The sequence below is a fragment of the Pseudomonas sp. RU47 genome (genome assembly GCF_004011755.1).
Taxonomy (GTDB): domain Bacteria; phylum Pseudomonadota; class Gammaproteobacteria; order Pseudomonadales; family Pseudomonadaceae; genus Aquipseudomonas.
Map to the genome: position 1 here is coordinate 5,458,680 of NZ_CP022411.1, position 15,700 is coordinate 5,474,379.

General features: G+C 57.4%; 16 protein-coding genes and 1 tRNA gene. 11 read left to right on the plus strand and 6 right to left on the minus strand.

The genetic code is table 11. From position 1 onward, the window contains the following. Positions 1–5: 5 nt before the first annotated feature. The 4 genes from secD to queA form a co-directional block, all read right to left on the minus strand. The gene (gene secD / locus CCX46_RS24785; RefSeq protein WP_007916911.1) at positions 6–1,874 is read right to left on the minus strand and encodes a protein translocase subunit SecD; all 1,869 of its coding nucleotides are present in this window, start codon (positions 1,872–1,874) and stop codon (positions 6–8) included. 64 nt (positions 1,875–1,938) lie between these two features. Then, positions 1,939–2,277: a preprotein translocase subunit YajC gene (yajC, locus tag CCX46_RS24790; RefSeq protein ID WP_007916913.1), complete on the minus strand. Its 339-nt coding sequence runs from the start codon at positions 2,275–2,277 to the stop codon at positions 1,939–1,941. Positions 2,278–2,320: 43 nt separating this feature from the next. Beyond that, a complete protein-coding gene (gene tgt / locus CCX46_RS24795) occupies positions 2,321–3,436 on the minus strand; it encodes a tRNA guanosine(34) transglycosylase Tgt (protein WP_162130185.1) in 1,116 nt (371 codons plus the stop codon). 14 nt (positions 3,437–3,450) lie between these two features. Next, positions 3,451–4,515 carry a tRNA preQ1(34) S-adenosylmethionine ribosyltransferase-isomerase QueA gene (queA, locus tag CCX46_RS24800; RefSeq protein WP_007916915.1) on the minus strand — a complete coding sequence of 355 codons (1,065 nt, stop codon included), beginning with the start codon at positions 4,513–4,515 and terminating at the stop codon, positions 3,451–3,453. Between the two features lie 107 nt (positions 4,516–4,622). On the opposite strand from queA, the gene CCX46_RS24805 reads away from it, so the two are divergent. The 11 genes from CCX46_RS24805 to CCX46_RS24855 all read left to right on the plus strand — a co-directional run bounded on the left by CCX46_RS24805 (position 4,623) and on the right by CCX46_RS24855 (position 13,664). Further along, positions 4,623–4,707: transfer RNA gene (locus CCX46_RS24805), tRNA-Leu, on the plus strand. Between the two features lie 164 nt (positions 4,708–4,871). Next, positions 4,872–6,113 (plus strand): tyrosine-type recombinase/integrase, encoded by a 1,242-nt coding sequence (locus tag CCX46_RS24810; RefSeq protein ID WP_127929665.1) that lies wholly within the window; start codon positions 4,872–4,874, stop codon positions 6,111–6,113. Positions 6,114–6,393: 280 nt separating this feature from the next. Continuing rightward, positions 6,394–7,233 (plus strand): hypothetical protein, encoded by an 840-nt coding sequence (locus CCX46_RS30960; protein ID WP_238704357.1) that lies wholly within the window; start codon positions 6,394–6,396, stop codon positions 7,231–7,233. Between the two features lie 100 nt (positions 7,234–7,333). Next, complete coding sequence (locus CCX46_RS24820; RefSeq protein WP_122601760.1) at positions 7,334–7,615, plus strand: helix-turn-helix transcriptional regulator; 282 nt, start codon at positions 7,334–7,336, stop codon at positions 7,613–7,615. Continuing rightward, positions 7,612–7,917, plus strand: coding sequence for a hypothetical protein (locus tag CCX46_RS24825; protein ID WP_127929666.1), 306 nt, complete (start codon positions 7,612–7,614; stop codon positions 7,915–7,917). The genes CCX46_RS24820 and CCX46_RS24825 overlap by 4 nt, the downstream gene beginning before the upstream one ends. Positions 7,918–8,293: 376 nt before the next feature. Beyond that, positions 8,294–8,455 carry a hypothetical protein gene (locus CCX46_RS30765; RefSeq protein ID WP_177413882.1) on the plus strand — a complete coding sequence of 54 codons (162 nt, stop codon included), beginning with the start codon at positions 8,294–8,296 and terminating at the stop codon, positions 8,453–8,455. Then, positions 8,452–8,736, plus strand: a complete 285-nt coding sequence (locus CCX46_RS24835; protein WP_127929667.1) for a hypothetical protein — start codon at positions 8,452–8,454, stop codon at positions 8,734–8,736. Before CCX46_RS30765 ends, CCX46_RS24835 begins: the two co-directional genes overlap by 4 nt. Beyond that, complete coding sequence (locus CCX46_RS24840) at positions 8,733–9,005, plus strand: DUF3077 domain-containing protein (RefSeq protein ID WP_127929668.1); 273 nt, start codon at positions 8,733–8,735, stop codon at positions 9,003–9,005. The genes CCX46_RS24835 and CCX46_RS24840 overlap by 4 nt, the downstream gene beginning before the upstream one ends. Then, positions 9,002–11,908 (plus strand): DUF927 domain-containing protein, encoded by a 2,907-nt coding sequence (locus CCX46_RS24845; protein ID WP_127929669.1) that lies wholly within the window; start codon positions 9,002–9,004, stop codon positions 11,906–11,908. The genes CCX46_RS24840 and CCX46_RS24845 overlap by 4 nt, the downstream gene beginning before the upstream one ends. A 91-nt stretch (positions 11,909–11,999) precedes the next feature. Next, the gene (locus CCX46_RS24850; RefSeq protein WP_446730733.1) at positions 12,000–12,980 is read left to right on the plus strand and encodes a chromosome segregation protein SMC; all 981 of its coding nucleotides are present in this window, start codon (positions 12,000–12,002) and stop codon (positions 12,978–12,980) included. A 318-nt stretch (positions 12,981–13,298) separates the two neighbouring features. Then, entirely contained in the window at positions 13,299–13,664 is a 366-nt protein-coding gene (locus CCX46_RS24855) for a histone-like nucleoid-structuring protein, MvaT/MvaU family (RefSeq protein WP_127929670.1), read from the plus strand. Positions 13,665–13,739: 75 nt separating this feature from the next. On the opposite strand, the gene CCX46_RS24860 is transcribed toward CCX46_RS24855, so the two are convergent. Together CCX46_RS24860 and CCX46_RS24865 are read right to left on the minus strand one after the other, a co-directional pair. Continuing rightward, complete coding sequence (locus CCX46_RS24860) at positions 13,740–13,997, minus strand: bacteriocin immunity protein (RefSeq protein WP_127929671.1); 258 nt, start codon at positions 13,995–13,997, stop codon at positions 13,740–13,742. Continuing rightward, a complete protein-coding gene (locus tag CCX46_RS24865; RefSeq protein ID WP_127929672.1) occupies positions 13,994–15,331 on the minus strand; it encodes an S-type pyocin domain-containing protein in 1,338 nt (445 codons plus the stop codon). The genes CCX46_RS24860 and CCX46_RS24865 overlap by 4 nt, the downstream gene beginning before the upstream one ends. Positions 15,332–15,700: the final 369 nt, after the last annotated feature.

Sequence of the window (15,700 nt, forward strand, 5' to 3'; positions counted from 1 at the left end):
GCCCCTTAAATCCACAACTTCTTGAAGTCACGTCCGCCGAAGATCAGGTTGACCATTGCGCGGGTCACCATGATGGCCGTGAACATCGAGGTAAAGATCCCGAGGGACATGGTCACTGCGAAACCTTTGACCGGGCCGGTGCCCATGGCAAAGAGAATCCCGCCGACCAACAACGTAGTCAGGTTGGCATCGAGAATCGCGGTGAATGCCCGGCCGAAGCCTTCGTTGATTGCACGCTGCACGGTCATACCGGCGGCGATCTCTTCACGAATCCGCGAGAAGATCAGCACGTTGGCGTCGACCGCCATACCCATGGTCAATACGATACCGGCGATACCCGGCAAAGTCAGCGTTGCACCCAGCAGCGACATCAGGGCCAGCAGCAGCACCATGTTCACCGCCAAAGCAACGGTGGCGATGATGCCGAAGAAGCGGTAGATGGCGATGATGAACAGCGACACGAACAGCATGCCCCACAGCGACGCATCGATACCTTTGGTGATGTTGTCAGCACCCAGGCTCGGGCCGATGGTGCGCTCTTCAGCGAAGTACATCGGTGCAGCCAGACCACCGGCACGCAGCAGCAGCGCCAGTTCGGACGACTCGCCCTGACCGTTCAGGCCAGTGATGCGGAACTGAGCACCCAGCGGCGACTGAATGGTCGCCAGGCTGATGATCTTCTTCTCTTCTTTGAACGTTTGCACCGCAACGTCTTTCTCGACGCCATCAACCACTTGCTTGGTGTAAGTGGTAACCGGACGCTGTTCGATGAAGATCACCGCCATGCTGCGACCAACGTTCGAACGGGTTGCGCGGCTCATCAACTCGCCACCGTGACCATCCAGACGGATGTTCACTTCAGGCGTGCCGTGCTCGCCGAAACCGGCCTTGGCATCGGTAACCTGGTCACCGGTGATGATCAGGCCACGCTCGATCTGTGCTGGCGGACGATTGCCTTCACGGAACTCGAAGGTTTCGGAGGTGGCTTTCGAAGCGCCCGGCTCAGCAGCCAGACGGAACTCAAGGTTGGCCGTCTTGCCGAGAATACGCTTGGCTTCGGCAGTGTCCTGCACGCCCGGCAGCTCAACCACGATGCGGTTGGCGCCCTGACGCTGAACGATCGGTTCGGCAACACCCAGCTCGTTGACGCGGTTACGTACCGTGGTCAAGTTCTGCTTGATGGAGTATTCACGGATTTCCGCCAGCTTGGCCGGGGTCATCGCCAGACGCAGCACCGGTTGACCATTGAGGTCGGCCGGAACAATGTCGAAATCGTTGAAGTTCTTGCGGATCAGTGCACGGGCCTGTTCGCGGGAATCTTCATCACTGAAGCCCAACTGAATGGCACCGCCCAGTTGCGGCAGACTGCGATAGCGCAGCTTCTCTTTACGCAGCAGGCTCTTGACGTCGCCTTCGTAGACTTTCAGGCGTGCATCGAGGGCTTTGTCCATGTCCACTTCCAGCAGGAAGTGCACACCACCGGACAAGTCCAGACCCAGCTTCATAGGATGCGCGCCCAGATTGCGCAGCCATTGCGGGGTGGTCTGTGCCAGGTTCAGCGCGACGACGTAGTCATCACCCAACGCCTTGCGCACAACGTCTTTGGCCGGCAGCTGGTCTTCAGCCTTGCTCAGACGGATCAGACCGCCCTTGCCGTTGGCGGCCAGCGTGGCTGCCTTGACGTTGATCCCGGACTCCTTGAGCGCAGTGCTCACACGATCCAGATCAGCCTGATTGACTTGCAGCGCAGTGCTTGCACCGCTGACCTGAATGGCCGGGTCATCGGGGTATAGATTCGGAGCGGAATAAATCAGACCGATCGCCAGCACCGCCAGGATCAGAATGTATTTCCACAGAGGATATTTGTTCAGCATCACGCCGCCCGTTATGAACGCGGGGCGCCTTGCGCGCCCCGTCGATTGAGTAGAAGTTGGAACCTTAGATCGCTTTCAGCGTGCCTTTTGGCAGCGTGGCGGCGATGGCGCCCTTCTGGAACTTCATTTCCACGGTGTCGGAAACTTCCAGAACCACGAAGTCATCGGCCACTTTGGTGATCTTGCCAGCGATACCGCCGGTGGTAACCACTTCGTCGCCCTTCTGCAGGCTGCTCAGCAGGTTCTTCTGCTCTTTGGCGCGCTTGGCCTGTGGACGCCAGATCATCAGGTAGAAGATGACCAGGAAGCCGACCAGGAAAATCCACTCGAAACCGCCGCCCATTGGGCCGGCAGCAGCCGGTGCAGCCGCGTCAGCCATGGCGTTAGAGATAAAAAAGCTCATTTAGCACTCCAGTTGCAAATGTTGAATCTTGGGGTCAGAAAACTCAGTCCAAAGGCGGAACGGGGAGCCCGCGTTTGGCGTAGAAGGCATCGACAAAGGCGGCCAATGTACCCTGTTGAATAGCCTCGCGCAAACCAGCCATCAGCACCTGATAATGGCGCAAGTTATGGATGGTATTGAGCATGCTTCCCAGCATTTCGCCGCACTTGTCCAGGTGATGCAGATAAGCGCGGGAGAAGTTCTGGCAGGTATAGCAATCGCAGGTCGGATCCAGCGGCGATTCATCATGGCGATGGAACGCGTTACGGATCTTCAGCACGCCGGTATCAATGAACAGATGCCCATTGCGGGCATTACGGGTTGGCATCACGCAATCGAACATGTCCACACCGCGGCGCACACCCTCAACCAGATCTTCCGGTTTGCCAACGCCCATAAGGTAACGAGGTTTGTCAGCCGGCATCATGCCCGGCAGATAATCCAAAACTTTGATCATCTCGTGCTTCGGCTCGCCCACCGACAGACCGCCGATAGCGAGGCCATCAAAGCCGATCTTGTCGAGGCCTTCGAGCGAGCGCATGCGCAGATCCTGGTGCATGCCGCCCTGAACGATGCCGAACAACGCTGCGGTGTTGTCACCGTGGGCATTTTTTGAACGCTGAGCCCAGCGCAGCGACAATTCCATCGAAACGCGCGCAACGTCTTCGTCAGCCGGGTACGGCGTGCATTCGTCGAAGATCATCACGATGTCGGAACCGAGATCGCGCTGCACCTGCATCGATTCTTCCGGGCCCATGAACACTTTGGCGCCGTCGACCGGGGAGGCGAAGGTCACGCCCTCCTCCTTGATTTTGCGCATCGCGCCGAGGCTGAACACCTGGAAGCCACCGGAGTCGGTGAGGATCGGGCCTTTCCACTGCATGAAATCGTGCAGGTCGCCGTGTTCCTTGATCACTTGAGTACCAGGACGCAGCCACAGGTGGAAGGTGTTGCCGAGAATGATTTCTGCGCCGGTGGCAACGATGTCACGCGGCAACATGCCCTTGACCGTGCCGTAAGTGCCCACCGGCATGAACGCCGGGGTCTCGACGGTGCCACGCGGGAAGGTCAGGCGACCACGCCGGGCCTTGCCATCGGTGGCCAGAAGTTCAAAGGACATGCGACATTCGCGACTCATTCTGTTTCCTCTGGGCCGGTTTCTTTAGGGGCAGTAGGTGCGGGATTACGGGTGATGAACATCGCATCACCGTAGCTGAAAAAGCGGTAACCGTTGTCGACGGCAGCCTTGTAGGCCGCCATGGTCTCGGGATAACCGGCAAATGCCGAAACCAGCATCAACAGCGTCGATTCCGGCAAATGGAAATTGGTCACCAGGGCGTCGACCACATGGAACGGCCGGCCCGGGAAGATAAAGATATCGGTGTCGCCACTGAACGGCTTGAGCACGCCATCGCGCGCGGCACTTTCCAGCGAACGCACGCTGGTGGTACCGACCGCAATCACCCGACCACCGCGCGCACGGCACGCTGCGACCGCATCGACCACGTCCTGGCCGACTTCCAGCCACTCGGTGTGCATGTGGTGATCTTCAAGCTTCTCGACGCGCACCGGCTGGAACGTCCCCGCGCCCACATGCAGCGTGACGAACGTGGTCTCGACGCCCTTGGCCGCAATCGCTTCCATCAGCGACTGATCGAAATGCAGCCCAGCGGTCGGCGCCGCCACCGCACCGAGTTTCTCGGCGTACACGGTCTGATAACGCTCGCGATCCGAGCCTTCGTCCGGGCGGTCTATATAAGGAGGCAACGGCATGTGCCCGACGCGATCGAGCAACGGCAACACTTCTTCAGCGAAGCCGAGTTCGAACAACGCATCGTGACGCGCGAGCATTTCGGCTTCGCCACCGCCATCGATAAGAATCTTCGAACCCGGCTTCGGCGACTTGCTGGAACGCACATGGGCCAGCACGCGATGCGTATCGAGCACCCGCTCAACGAGGATTTCCAGCTTGCCGCCGGACGCTTTCTGCCCGAACAGCCGCGCCGGAATCACCCGGGTATTGTTGAACACCATCAAATCGCCCGGGCGCAAATGCTCAAGCAAATCAGTGAATTGACGGTGTGCGAGGGCGCCGCTCGGCCCGTCAAGGGTCAGCAGGCGACTACCGCGACGCTCGGCCAAAGGGTGGCGGGCGATCAGCGAATCAGGGAGCTCGAAAGTAAAGTCAGCAACGCGCATGATGGGGTTCGTCTAGCAGGGCCGGAAAGTCTAGCGGAAATATCGAAAATTCTCTATGTACCTGATTGACCGACGGTAATCTCATCTCTATACTTCGCCGCCATTGAGCCCTGATGGCGGAATTGGTAGACGCGGCGGATTCAAAATCCGTTTTCGAAAGGAGTGGGAGTTCGAGTCTCCCTCGGGGCACCACATAGCAGTATCTGAGAGTCTCTACCAGCCTCTCAGAACCAGAGAAACCGGCCACTTGGCCGGTTTTTTTGTGCCTGTCTGTCTACCCCTGTCTCCCCTTATCCGTTGTATCCCTGTATCCCTGCTTGTATCCTGAGAAAAATACCGAACTTTGGGATACAAGGATGAAGCGCGCAGACATCAAGCGCCGCCCTCTCGCTGACACGACACTTGCGGGATTGGAGCCGGAATCAAAGGAATACAGGGAGCTGGACGGAAACGGCCTCTACTTCAGGGTTAAACCTGATGGTGGTAAATCCTGGCAGCTCCGCTACAAACGTCCGGCGGGCAATTGGGCTTGGATGGGGCTCGGGGGTTACCCGGAAGTTAGTGGCGCGTTGGCAAGGGACAAAGCTGCCGATCTACGCAAAGTAGTGAGTAGCGGTGCCGATCCCCTTGAACAAAAGCGATCCGCGAAAGCTGCTATCGATGCGGCCAAGACCAGAACCTTTCGAGCTGCCGCTGATGCCTGGCTGAAGGCAAAAGAGGAAAAGGGTCTCGCACCCTCCACTCTCAACAAAATCCGCACCTACCTCGACAAAGACATACTCCCGGCACTGGGCGATAAGCCTCTAGACGAAATCACCCGTACCGATTGCGCGGAACTCCAAGCATCCATCGAAACCCGGGACGCACACAACGTGGCGGAAAAGTGTCGCACTTGGATCAATCAGATATTCGGGCGAGCCATCGGTTTGGGCCTCACGGAAAACGATCCGGGCAGTCGCCTACGAGATATTGCAGCCCAAGCCCCGAAGACTCAGCAGCATCCTCATTTGCTTGAGCCTGAGTTGGCAGAATTCCTTCAAGCACTCAAAAACACTCCCAGCAGGCTGACGGCCCGGACTGCAGCATGGCTCTGTATCTGGACCGCATCTAGACCGGGCATGGTTCGGTTAGCTGAATGGAAAGAGTTCGACCTTGATAAAGCGCTATGGACGACACCTGCCGCCAAGATGAAGATGCGAAGAGACTTTGTGTGCCCACTCCCTAAGCAAGCGCTTTCCGCTCTCAAAGAACTTCATTGCCTCACAGGTCGTAGTCGCTGGCTGTTCCCTGGTGTGGGCGCTAAGAATCCAACGATTAGCGAAAACACCATCAACAAAGTCTTCGCGACGGTTGGTTACAAAGGTCGCTTGGTTGGTCATGGTACTCGTCACACCGCCAGCACTCTGCTCAGGGAACACGGCTGGCCGAAAGAGCATGTCGAAGCGCAGCTTGCTCACAAAGAAGAGGGAATATCCGGGGTATACAACAAGGCTCAATACCTTGAGCACCGGGTGAAGATGATTCAGTGGTATGCAGATCACCTTGATGCGTTGGCAAGCGAAAAGGTGATCAAGGGACAATTTGGAAGAGCGGTATGAATGCACTTATCCATACCACCTTCAAAATCCGTGTAACAAGTGTTACTCGTGTAACGATGCCGGCCAAACACCCGGATTCATTGGCCTTCAATCCCGTTACACTCCAGCACGCCATTCCGTACACTCGATGTAACGCACGCCGATTGTGTAACGCTACATCAGGCCCCTTGCCTGCTGCGGGCAGACACTCCCTCACACTTGCCCATGGCGCAAAGCTCGCTGGCTACGCTTCCAACCCGCAGGGCGCGGGACTGCGCGTTGCACGTCGAGAGCCAATCGCATGATTGATACCCACCCGATCTTGCACTCGGCGCTAACCGCTGGACTGATCCAATATCTCTCAGAGCAGCCACTCTACGAGTTCTGCAATGAACAGATCACTGACGTGTGCGAGCTGATCAATCAGTGCTGCACTCGCATCCAGACCGGCGACATTATCAGCGACATGAGCAGCATGTGCATCCAAACAACGATGCATGAGGAGGCTATTTTTCAGTACGCCTCAACCGACAAAAAAAACCGTCTCGCTCATTGGGTTCGCCAATACAGCAAGTGTCATTCAGCATCGGAACGCGAGGCATATGCAGCCTACGTCATGGCCTGCGCAGTAAAAGCGCTGAGCGCCTTAGCTGACTGGATGCGCTCCACCGAACAAGAGGCTTGGTCGCATGTTGCCGAGCCTCCGACGGATTGGCCGTGGGACCTTTATTGTCAGGTTGTGGAAAGACAGGTCGATCCTAACGAACGTATTGAGGCATTGGACCAGTACGTGCTGTTTTTGGAGCCCATAACATCCCTACCCTGCTTGATCAGTGACGAGCTGGTCCCAATTGCTTACAGGGCAATCGAGAACGCTATCCGCACTAAGGGGGGCATCATCAGCGGAATGGAGCGTAACGAAGAAATAAGCGCACGGGATACAGCAATCATTAGGCAAGGTCGACACTACGTGTCTAGCGGAATGTCACGGCGAAACGTGACCACGGCGGTTCACGCCTGGCTGGAACGGGAGGTGTCCAAACCACTCAAACAGCGCGCTGAGTGGGTGACAATGGAAACAGAAAAAGCGCTAACCCGCAAAAGCGTGGAGGGAATCCTCAAGCGCAATTTTGTGGTGTGACCGATATTTCAATGTCATTTCAAATGGAAGTGAACTGCTCACCGCCGACCAATTTCTAGACCATTGCTCTCGTTGTCCAAATCAATCGAGAGCAATACCTATGAACACCTCTGTCACCGACTTTCCTGGCAAGACTCCCGCCAACGCCGCCTCACTTTTTGATGCCGCTTCAACTCTAATCCGCATGCGCGAAGTGGAAGGCATCGTGGGGATGAAGCGTTCGACCATCTACAAACTGATGCAACGCACAGACTGCGGCTTTCCCCAGCCCGTCAAACTGAGCAACAGCAACGCACGCGGCGCCCCTGTCGCCTGGGTCCTTTCCGAAGTTCAAGCGTGGGCGCGCAGCCGCATCGAGGCACGTGATCAGGTGGCTGCATGAGCCACAAGACTGCAAACAACGCTTTGATGCACCCCTTTTCCGTGTTGCGTCGGATCGGTTTCTCGTCTCGCGTCATGCAGCGTCTTGAACGCTACCGCAGCCAGCAGGACAGGCAAGGTCGCGTTGTCAGCGTGCTCAGCTGGGCCGACGGCACCTGGTGCGCCCTCTCCCTCCACTGCGAAAAAACCGGGGCCGTGGTCGTCGACGAAGGCCAGCAGGTCGACGCCTACGAAGACGCCCGCTCCATGCTCAGCAGCGGATTTCTGCCCCTTCTCTCCCTGCGCTGGGAAGCCCATGCCTGAAACGAAAACGCCTCCGGGGGCGATCCGGAGGCGTTGAGGTAAATCTACATGCACGAACAATTTATGCCGCACCTGAAAAAACCGCAAGCCATCAGCGCAGTTGCACTTTGGAAAAACGGACGTTACTCTCTTTGCGTCGCTGCAAATTCAGCGATTGGGCTTGGCGGCCCATACAGTACAAGGCGCAACAGCGCCCCCATTACGATTGCAGGCGCTTTTTTTGTGCCCGCATTCCCGTGTTATGGCGGGTTGCGTAGGAGCACCCTCGGGTGCGCCGGTCTCCTTGTACGCCGGTCCGCCAATCCTGCGCAATCCGTCACCCTAATCTGCTTGGCGGCAGACGGTGGCGGTTCCTCAGTACAAGGAGCCTTCACAAATGCAACACGCCCTCAATCCGTCCAAAATTCGCGCCGCTGCACACCGTGCAATGGCTCTCGCCGCTTTACACGCCAACTCCAGCCTCGCTACACGTCTCTCCCGTTACAACGCTCACATGGCCAAAGCCCGCGCACTCGAAATCGCAGGTGGCGCCCAATGAACAACGCCCTGAGTTTCTCGCTGCCTGAAGACCTGCTTTGCGTGAATCCAAAAGCAGAAGCCGGCGTACCGATCGACGCCATCACCTGCGCTATTGATCGTGCCGACTCAGTACTAACCCTGCTTGAAGATCACTTCGAAAACGAATCCTCGCGCCTTGCCAATCACGTCATTGCCGCCGTCCTCTGGGATGTGCGCGGCACCCTTGGGCTGATCAAGACGCTCGCTATGCACGGCGATAACACCTCAACGCCTGCTGTGCAAAAAGGCGGTGCGCTATGAGCACTTCCACCACACCGGGCCACGCCACTTTTTCTCGCGTCAACGCCACCGACCTGAAGCTGTTCCGAGTAAATGCCGGCGTGCCAGTCGAAGACGCCCTAGAGATGGTTTCGTTGCTTCAGCACCACGCGAACCAGCTTAATCTCGACGCCGCTATGAGTGACCACGGCGAGCGTTTCAGTTGGCCCGCCCTGTACCTGGGAGAAATGGCAAAAGCGCTAATCGACGACATCAACGACGCGCTGTTTTTGCCGAGGGCTGACGCATGAGCCAGCGACCGAACAGCACAGATAAACGTCCGAGCTTCGCCGACGTGAAGGCCGCCGCGCTGAAAGACATTGACCGTGTTTTGTCCCACTGGCTGCCCAACGGCAAGCGCGTCGACGGCGGTAAGGAATACACCGCACCGAACCCGACCCGCAGCGACAAACGCGCCGGCTCGCTCAAGGTAAATTTGAGCAAGGGCACCTGGGCCGACTTCGCCACCAACGACAAGGGCGGCGACCTGATAGATCTGGTGCGTTATCTGGACGGCGGCTCCGACGTCGAGGCGTGCAAAAAGCTGGCTGATTGGCTAAACGTTGCGCCCGGCTCCGCCAAGACGAAGGCCGCACCGAGCAAGCCCAAGGCGCCGACATGGAACGCCATTCTGCCGATCCCGACCGAAGCCATGAACAAGTGCCCGGCCAAGCATCGCGATCACGGTGCACCGTCCAAGGTGTGGATCTATCGTGACGTGCAGGGTCAACCCCTCATGGCGCTGTATCGCTTCGACCTCGGCCTAGATGAAGAAGGCAAGCCAAAGAAAGTCTTTGCGCCCCTGACGTGGTGTCAACGCTCCGATGGCCAAACCAAGCAATGGCGCTGGCAGGGTCTGCCGGATCCGCGCCCCCTGCTGCGCCTTGATGAACTGGCCCAGCGCGCTGATGCACCGGTTGTTCTCTGCGAAGGCGAGAAAGCTGCCGATGCGGCCGGCGAGCTGCTGCCGAACTACGTGGCCACCTGCTGGCCGAATGGCTCCAACTCCTGGCACAAAGCCGACCTGACGCCGCTCCAAGGCCGCGATGTTGTGTTGTGGCCGGACAACGACGACAGCGGCAAAATCTGCATGGCCACCGTTGCCGAGAAGCTGCGCGAAATCGGCGCCGGCTCGGTCCGGGTCGTCGCGCTGGACGTGTTCAAACGCAATCCCACGCTGAAGAACGACCGCGCCGCGTTTGCCGAAGGTGGTCAATGGGATGACGGCGACGATGCCGCCGATGCGCTAGCCAAATGCTGGACCGCCGCCCACTTCGCCAAGCTGGAGAGCAGCGGCGAGCTGTTCAGTGTGATCGAAAAAAAGGCAGTTATTGCCTCGGTGAAACCTGAGCCGGAACCGAAACCAAAAGCAGCAGCCAAGCGATCGGCAAAGTCGAAAAACGACCTCATGCCGGGAGGCTTTCGCCTGACAACCGAAGGTGTGTTCTATGCCGGTGACGATGGCGAAGCACGCCCAGTGTGTTCGCCTCTGGAAATATTGGCGCGCACCCGCGACGACAAAGGCCAGAACTGGGGCCTGCTGGTCGAGTTCGACGACCCCGACGGCACCAAGAAACGCTGGAACATCCCGGCACGCACAATGACCGGCGACTTCGGCAAGGACGTGCTCGGCCCGTTGGTGGACATGGGGTTGCGTCTGGCCGGCAGTCGTTCGGGGCGCAACGCACGCAACGATTTGCAGAGTTACCTGGGCGGCTTCGACAGTGCACAACGTGCGCGTCTGGTCACTCGTTTAGGCTGGCATGACAGCGCCTTTCTCCTGCCCGAGCAGCAGGTAGGCACGCACAGTGAACACCTGCACTTCTACGAAGCGGGTGCGCAGCTTCCGCCGATCAGCGAAGCAGGCACATTGGAACAATGGCAACAGCAGATCGGCGCGCTGTGCGTCGGCAACCACCGCTTGGCGTTCGTCGTCGGCGTGGCCTTCGCGGGTCCGCTTCTACACATGCTCGGCCATGAGTCGGGTGGCTTTCACCTCTACGGCGATAGCTCTGGCGGCAAGACCACTCACCTGCAAGTCGCTGCCTCCGTCTACGGCGGACCACGCTTGGTGCGTTCGTGGCGCTCGACCGATAACGCGCTGGAATCTATCGCAGCAGCGCATTCGGACGGCCTCTTGATACTCGATGAAATCGGCATGTGCGATCCGCGCATTATCGGCGAGACGGTTTACATGCTCGGCAATGGCACCGGTAAAGCTCGCGCCAATGATCGGGGTCAAGCAGGCCGACAGGTGCAGGAGTGGCGTTTGCTGTTTTTGTCCACGGGCGAGAAAACCTTGGCGCAGCACATGGCCGAAGCCAACAAGGAGCTAAAAGCGGGCATGGAGGTGCGCATGCTCGCCGTCCCGGCCGATGCCAGCAAAGGCCTCGGCATGTTCGACAAGCTCAACGGTTTCGAAGACGCGGCAGCACTGTCCGACGCGCTCAAAGCCCGCGTGGCGAACTACTACGGCACACCGATCACCGCGTTCCTCACCGCCCTGTGCGAGCCGGGCAAGCGTCACGGCTGGGCAGCGATCCTGCGCCGCACGCTGGAAGGCTTCATTGCCAAGTCGCTCCCAGCATCCGCGAGTGGACAGGCACACCGTGCCGCTGCTCGCTTCGGCCTCGCCGCCGCAGCAGGCGAGCTGGCCACAGCAATGGGCATCACCGGCTGGCCGGACGGAACCGCTACCACTGCTGCTCGCGTATGCCTGAATGCTTGGCTAAACGAACGAGGCGGCGCCGGTAACTTCGAGGGTGATGCGATTTTGGCGCGCCTGCGCCAGGTCATCGAACGCTTCGGCGAAAGCCGCTTCACCCGCTGGGAATCGGCGGCGGCCAAGATCGACGAACACGGCCCGCGCACCATCGACCGCCTCGGCTTTCGCAAGACGCTGGAGCACGGCATGGGCGACACCATGCACACCACCAACACCTACTACGTGCTGCCTGAAGCATGGCGCTCCGAGATCTTCCGGGGCATGAACATCAACGCCGTGAACAAGGAACTGCTGCAGCGCGGAGTGCTGGAACCGGCTAGCGACGGCAAGGCATCGAGTTTGGTCCGGTTGCCCGGTCTGGGGCCGCAACGCTGCTACATCGTGAAGACGATTCCCGGAACGGATGAGAGCGAGGCTCGGGCTGCCTGAGGGCATCCCCGTTGATCGAGGTAGCGCCGGCTTATTCCCGGCCTCGCCAGCCGGTCATTCAACCCAAACCCAATTTGAAGGAACAAGACAGATGAACGAATTCCAAGCTTCTACCGAACAACATGAACTGCTGGCCTGCGAACTGGGCTGCAGCGAGGCCATCTTACTTTCACTGCCGAATTCGGATAGCACTCTCGCAGCCGCTAACTGCGAGAAGAAGCAACGGTTGATCGATGAGATCGACCAACTGACCATCCGCCGTGATAAATACTTGAGGGCGGCTGAAGAGCAATACGCCGAGATGGCACCGTTGGAAGAATTACTGGAGGGCGACGAAGAATTAGACGCGAATCGTCTGCGTGAAGTCCGCAGTGAGTACAACACGCTAAAACTTCCTTACGACTCAAATAAACACCATGCCTGGATCTTAGATGCTCAGATCACTCGACGCGAGCAACTGCTCAATCATGAAACCTTGATGGTCGGTTACACCGATTCGATAGCGAACTGGAAAGCCGACGAACTGGAGCTCAACGAAAAACGCGACAGCCTTAGCAAACGCTTGGTACATATCCAGCAGCAAGCAGAAGAGGACATGGCCAAGGCCCGGCAAGCCGAAACCGATGCCGCTACCGCTTATGCGCAGGCAGTGGCCTGGGGCGACACCGAGGGCGAAAAGAACGCCAATACAGATGCGCAAAAGGCTGCGAAAAACCTTGCGACTGCCATCGAGCACAATCGTCGCCAGCACCTAATCATTAACGCGCTGGAGCAGGAGCTGGTCATCGTCGACCAGCACATTGCCGAGGCGCAAAGGGAACACACTGCCATCCAAAGAACGGCCTTGTTGCTGGCCGAAAAGGTACTGGAAGAGCAGTGGAACGAAAAAGCTCAGGCACTGATGGATATGGGCGCCAAGCTATGGGCTACTCAACGTTTGCTGGGGGGCGAACACCTCAGCCTGATGAAGCTGGTGCTTCCAAAAGAAGGTGAAGATTTCCACAGCTGGAATTGGCACGAGCTGGCGGATCGATCCGGCCAGTACAGCGTGCAAGACATCCTCTCGATGTAACCCGCTGACTCATCGAAACAGCCTACGAGCGTGGGCTGTTTAAAACCTCGCCAGAGCACAAAATGATCATTCAATTTGACCTTAGAAATACTCCCAACTGGAAAGACCTACTGAAAGCTCGGATAGAGTCCTTGAAGGAAATGCTAGACTTCGTGGACGCAAAGTCTAGCAAAAGAACGAAAGTCCAGATTCTCACTGTAGAACTGATCAGAGCCGAGATCATCAGCATTCGAGAATATTTGAAATTGCCTGAATAGCGCTGAACTTGTATGTCACCCGAACATTCAAACGTTTATCAAACACATATAGGAAACAAGCATGTCCAAACTTGCCGAATACCGTCAGCTAGAAAAACACCTCGCCGAGCAGCTCCAAGCACTGGAGACGATGAAGGGCGACGATGCGCTGAAAAAAGAAATCGAGTTTGAAACCAAGCTGCGCGAACTGCTCGATAAATACGGCTTCAGCCTTAAGCACATCATCAATCTGCTTGACCCTCAGAGCAGCTCGCGCCGCCAAGCGCCAGCTCAAACGACCGGCACGCGCAAGCCTCGCGAGCTGAAGACTTACAAGAACCCACACTCCGGTGAAGTGGTTGAAACCAAAGGCGGCAATCACAAGACGCTGAAAGAGTGGAAAACCAAGCACGGCGCCGATGAAGTTGAAAGCTGGCTGAAAAAGTAAAGTAGCGTCACCTGAAAAAGGGCCCACCCGGGCCCTTTTTAGTTATTCTTACCTCCAATAGCCCCCTTACTTAACTTACTCTTTAAAGCCTCGCAAACCCTGTGATGCGCGCCAGGCTTTGACGGTTTCGAGAATGCCTTTAGGCGAATCGTCTTGGCCATCTTCTGGGTAATAAATCCAATCAGAGGCGGCTGGATTGCCAGTTACTTCAATGAAATTTTCCAGTAACTCGTCCTGATAGTTTTCGTTGCCAGCGGCGCTGCAGATTTCTTTGATCAGTTCGAGAAACTCGTTCTCCGAGTATTCGGAAAGGCTGCTTTTGACTGCGATCATTTCGAGCTCCGGTGTGTATCAATATGGTGCTTGGGTGTCATGGCGCTGAGGTTGTCGACGTCGTAAACCTCGCCACCTTCAGAAACTGGAATCCCGTGGTGTAGCTCAAAGGATCGGCGTTTACCCACGGTATCAATCGCCCTAGCGCGAGGCGCCATACCTTCAAGCATTCGGGTTTTATTGCTGTCGTTGAATTGGCTAGCGAGCTCCGTATCGTTCCCGACCGCAATCCAGAATGCCTTTCTGAAAGCGTCGAAGCTGCTAAAGCTCTTTCCCCTGAGCTGATCTGCGATTCGCGTCGGCACAGGCGCCCCCAAACCAACGCTGGCGCCGGCGAGCCAGATGCCTGTCACATCTGTTCCCTGCCCGGTAACAATGCCTGAGTTGAGGCGTACATTCATTACAATGTACAGCGGCTGCACGCCCGAATCAGCCGGGAATACGAGGATGAAATCTTTGTATTGGTCGGGGTAGATCGGGCTGACAATGATGCTATCGGCCTGTTCGGTCGGCGGATAAATCCAAATCTGTGGAGCTTGAGGGGCTCCCTCTAAAGGCGGGATACCGGCGGTGCTCGAGGGATCGACCGCCGGCGTCCAGATGAGGGTTACGCCGTCGCCGAAGTCGGCGACCTGCTGAGACCCCTGCTGGACGAATTGCACGACGGGAATCATTTCCCAGTCACTGCGCTTCTGGGTGTTGTACCCGTACCCCTTCAGTGTTCCGTCACCCTGCTCCTCAACATGGAGGCGGACGCGAGTCCGAGCCTTCTCCAATGACTGAAGCTCGACTTCTGTGTAAAGAGAACTGTCACCAAGGCTCGACGGCCACAGCAGAGCGACTATCCCCGCCAATGTGCCAGCGGCCACACCGGCGGTGAGAACGCCGGTCCCACCAGCAGCCCCCGTTGCAGCAGAGCCGGTTGCAATACTTGCACCCCCAGCGGCTCCAGCCGTACACAACCCACCACAAGAGGCAGCCGCGGCTCCAGTGCCACCCAATAGGAGAGTTCCCAAGGCGGCGGGTAAGGCATTCCCGCTGATTTTTTTCAGCGGAATATTACCCACGGCATCGGCCTCACGACCGCCAAGAAGTGAGAACTCTCCGTACTTGGCCAGGCTCTCGACCGGGATAAATCCGGCAGGGTGCTTGTGATCGATCACACCATCTGCGAGATCGCAGCTTTTCGCGAATACACACCCTTTGCTAGTGGGAGTTGTGTCGTTCTTAAGTGGGAACTCTTTGTATTCCGCCCAACGCTGGGCATGTACATCGACGGGCTCGGTGCCACTATTGCGGTAACCCTTCGGTAGGTTGGGGACGTATCCGCTCATTCCTTGATTCCTGAATCCTTTTTCATCCTGAAAGACAGCATGCCGCTGGCGAAAACACTGCGGTGAGCAGCAATGCGGACTGCAGAACGTGCTTATTTACACGGTCTCGGCCAGAGAGGATAACCGACGCGATTTGTTAGTCGAGTGGTGGCCCATAGCCAGACCTAGGCATAATCCGACCCAAGCAACAATTATGTGGACATTGGCTGTTTTCGACTCAATTAGACGCCCGCGGAGGTCCGCTTTCTGACAAAAACGGTCATTGGTGCAAGGAGTGCTACTCTCCTAAAAGCTCGTAAATTGAGCAAATCTTCTTCACTACTTCTTTTGTAATCGAAGCGAAGCTAGGATGGTAAGCGTTCTACAGTC